Raw genomic sequence first — 3,757 nt, 5'->3', positions numbered from 1 at the left:
CTGTTTTGTTACATCTGATTTTCCTGCGGAAAATCCTCGCACACAAAACCGCACTAATCTTATACATAAACGTTGTGTTTCATACTACCAGCCGCATATTTTAGCACTTTCGGTTTTTGCCTACGCACAATTCCAACGCTCTAAAAACCAAAAGAGCTAAAATTTCCCAACGCTTTTGATAATATTCTGAAAATTATCATTAGATTTGACCTAAATAAGTCAAGTCTAAAATTGGTAAAATGACACTCGGACAAAAAATTAAAGAGCTTCGTGAAAGTTCTGGAATGTTTCAAAGGGAATTAGCTTCAAAACTTGAAATTGGAGATGGATTTTTAAGTAAAGTTGAGAGCAATCAAAAAACTTTGAAAAGAGAGCATCTTCTAACCGTGAGCAAAATATTTAATTATCCGTTTTCGGAATTAAATGCTTTATGGATTGGAACTAAGCTCTATGAAATAGTTAAAGACGAACAAGAAGGATTTAATGCCTTGAAAGTAGCAGAGGAACAATTATCATACGAAAAAACAGAAAATGCCAGAAACTAAAGAATATAACGTAATCGATGAATCTTCTACTATTGTGGAGGATGGACAAATTAACATTTACGGAGAAGAAGAGCCTGATATTATCAAAAAAAGTATTTGGGACACTTCCATAAAAGTAGAGGAAAACGGATATTACTGGAACAAAGAACCTATATTCAAAAAAGGAAATAACATTAATACCGAAAAGCCAATTGTTGCGGAATTATTCTGTGGATGTGGTGGAACTTCATTAGGCTTTGAAATGGCAGGCTTTGAAACTATTCTTGGTTGTGACATTCATACACCTTCTATTCAAACATTTCAAGCAAATCATCCAAATTGCTCTACAATTACTGGAGACGTTAAAAAAGTTAATCCAGAAGTTATAAAGGAGTTGCTTAATGGAAGACAACTTGATGTGCTAATTGGAGGTATTCCTTGTCAGGGTTTTTCTCTAAATAATAGAAAGAGACACGAGAATGACGACAGGAACTTTATGTACAAAGAATTCGCTCGTTTTGTGGAAGTTTTACAACCAAAAGTTGTGGTATTGGAAAATGTTTCTGGAATGAAAAGTACTGGAAGTTTTGTTTCTGTTATAGAAACGCATTTAAGCGAAATTGGGAAAATGGAAGTAAAAAGCAAACTTCTTTATGCACCTGATTATGGTGTTCCGCAAAAAAGAACAAGACTTGTATTTGTTGGAATTAGAGATAAAGTATTTGACTTTAAAGATATAATTAAAACACACGGTCCTGAAACTAAAAGAGAGTATGTTACAATTAAAGATGCAATTGGAGACTTACCAACATTGAATACCAAAGAGACTAAAACTAAATATCAGAAAAAACCTTTTAGCGATTTTCAACAACTAATGAGATTAAATACTAATGGAACCGTAACTGGACATACAGCACCAAATCATCCGTTAGCTACAGTAGAAAAAATTAAAAACACAAAACCTGGCGAACCTATGTATGATAGGTTTAAACAACGTATTCGTTTAGCTTGGGACATATTAAGTCCAACACAAGTTTCTGGAGGTATAAGACCTCAATTTCAACTTGGTCATCCTAAAGATAATCGTGGTTTGACTATAAGAGAAAGATGCAGAATACAAAGTTTTCCGGATGATTTTGTAGTCAAAGGTGGCACTGTTCAGGCAAGAGTTCAGACTGGAAATGCTGTACCACCATTATTAGCAAAAGCTGTAGCATTAGCAATCAAAAAACATTTATAATGAATTATAGAATCTGGTACAGTACAGAAAGTTTTGCCGATTTTATAATAGCAAATACTGAGTTAAGAAACAAAACCTTCGTCAAGAAAAAAATGTATGAAAGCGATGCAAATAACGCACGTAATTTTCATACAATGCCTGACCACATCAAGAAAATATTATACTTAGATGCACCTGACTTGATTGTTGAAATTGACCACGAACCTATATTTTCAGTTGAAGTATCAACTGAGGCTGGAACTGGTCATAATGTATTTCAAAGATTTGCGAGACTCGCAGCTTCAGTAGAAAATAATGTACCCTCTTTTTATATTTATCCAGAAGCGGTAATAATTACCAGACAGAATACTGCACCACGTTGGGATAGAATAAACCCATTGATTTTTAAAGCTTTGGATGATGTAATGAGCATTTATAAAATACCTTCTCTCTTTTATTATTTCCCAACAGATTATCGGACTCACGCTGTTGGCTCAACTTCACCCAATTTAATCCAGAAAGGATTAAAATACGACCCAAACAGGAACTATTCTGGTAGTCCATTAGGAACAGACCCAGAAATGACATCAATGTTCTCGGCAATGGATGAAATAATAAATGTTGTAGAAAGACACGGAGTTATTAAAGGTAGAGATAAGTTGTTAGGAAGAAGACCGATTATAGATAGACGTACTTTTATGAGCCAAGAGTTCATAAACAAAGGAGGTACAATGACTACTTCCCCACTTTCAGCGATTGAAAGAGTTCCTACTCAATATTTGCTTAATTATTTAAGTCAATTTGAAAATGCTCAATATCAAATTGGAGAATTACTAAGAAGCAGAACGGAAACAGTAATTTACAAAATAGATGCAAAATTTAGAGGAGACCCATATCCTGGAGCTTTAGCAGCAATTGATTATTTAGTCTGTAGAGAGGGAAAATCATTTGAAGAAAGACGTTACAATTTAATAATGGTTTGGGGTAATTTAACAGTTGACACTACAAATCAAACATTAATAATTACCAGTCAAAAAAGTACAATTAATGATTTTGTTTCTTCCGTTCAAGCAAGTGAGAACAAAAATATATTATCGAAAGATTATAATCAAATAGCTAACAGAGAAATACCAAGATATTATATGCAAGTAAGATACGGCTCAACTTATTCAAAAGTAAAGCACATACGTGTATTTTCTTATTTTGCAGATGCTATTTTGTTTCCTGATGGTTCTTTATGGAGAGACGCATAATGAAAGAAGAAAAAGTAACAAAAAACATATTGGATTGGCTTGAACTAAATGGATGGACGATAATCTGTTATGACTTTCCGCAAAGTGGTACAGGAGTACTTCTTCACTTGAATAATAACAATCGAACTGAGAAAAACAAAGGCGGAATAATTCCAGATATTATTGCTGTAAAAAATAATCGTGCATTATTCTTTGAAAATAAGGATAGATTTTATGAACCTGATTTTGACAAGCTGAATGAAATAAAAATGGAATCAAATTATTCTGACTCTCTTGACCAGCTGTTAAATGGACATAACATAAGTGATATTTATTATGGCATCGGACTTCCAGAATCGAAAAAAGAAATTGATAAATCAAAACAGCATTTAGAAAAAGTAGATTTCTTAATTAGTACAAACAAAAAGAAGGAAGTTACTATTCATTATGATGTGAATGGAATATTTGCCAACGCTTAAAGCCATACACATTTGCAATTCGCTACAGCCAACACACAAGCCAAAAATTGCAAAAGAGTATGTCTTTGCCAACGCTACAAACAGAACGGAAAAAAGTACGAAAACACAACAACGTATATAAAAAATAGCGGTTTTAGTGCTTAAACAAAAGTAAATAAATATAAAAAAAGGTCTGTGTTAATCCGAAAAGTTAGTGCTTAAAAATCCGCTACTTTTCATACACGAGACCGTTATGTACAAGTTTTCGGCACACATCTAAATTCCGTGCTTTTACAAAGGTCATTTCTTTTTTTGCAAACTGAA

Annotated in this window: 4 protein-coding genes; all 4 read left to right on the top strand. The window is 33.2% G+C overall.

The features are described from left to right. Positions 1-239 precede the first annotated feature (239 nt). From Q0739_RS14640 to Q0739_RS14625, 4 genes are read left to right on the top strand one after another with little or no spacing between them, the layout of a single operon-like run. On the top strand, positions 240-545 hold the full coding sequence (locus tag Q0739_RS14640; protein WP_298239485.1) for a helix-turn-helix transcriptional regulator: 306 nt from the start codon (positions 240-242) through the stop codon (positions 543-545). After that, positions 532-1,764 (top strand): DNA cytosine methyltransferase, encoded by a 1,233-nt coding sequence (locus tag Q0739_RS14635; protein WP_298239484.1) that lies wholly within the window; start codon positions 532-534, stop codon positions 1,762-1,764. The genes Q0739_RS14640 and Q0739_RS14635 overlap by 14 nt, the downstream gene beginning before the upstream one ends. Continuing rightward, a complete protein-coding gene (locus Q0739_RS14630) occupies positions 1,764-2,996 on the top strand; it encodes a hypothetical protein (RefSeq protein WP_298239483.1) in 1,233 nt (410 codons plus the stop codon). Before Q0739_RS14635 ends, Q0739_RS14630 begins: the two co-directional genes overlap by 1 nt. After that, a complete protein-coding gene (locus tag Q0739_RS14625) occupies positions 2,981-3,454 on the top strand; it encodes a hypothetical protein (RefSeq protein WP_298239482.1) in 474 nt (157 codons plus the stop codon). Before Q0739_RS14630 ends, Q0739_RS14625 begins: the two co-directional genes overlap by 16 nt. The last annotated feature ends 303 nt before the right edge of the window (positions 3,455-3,757 follow it).

The organism is uncultured Algibacter sp. (assembly GCF_947487605.1).
GTDB lineage: Bacteria > Bacteroidota > Bacteroidia > Flavobacteriales > Flavobacteriaceae > Algibacter_D.
This window is presented reverse-complemented; position numbering and strand designations above follow the sequence as displayed.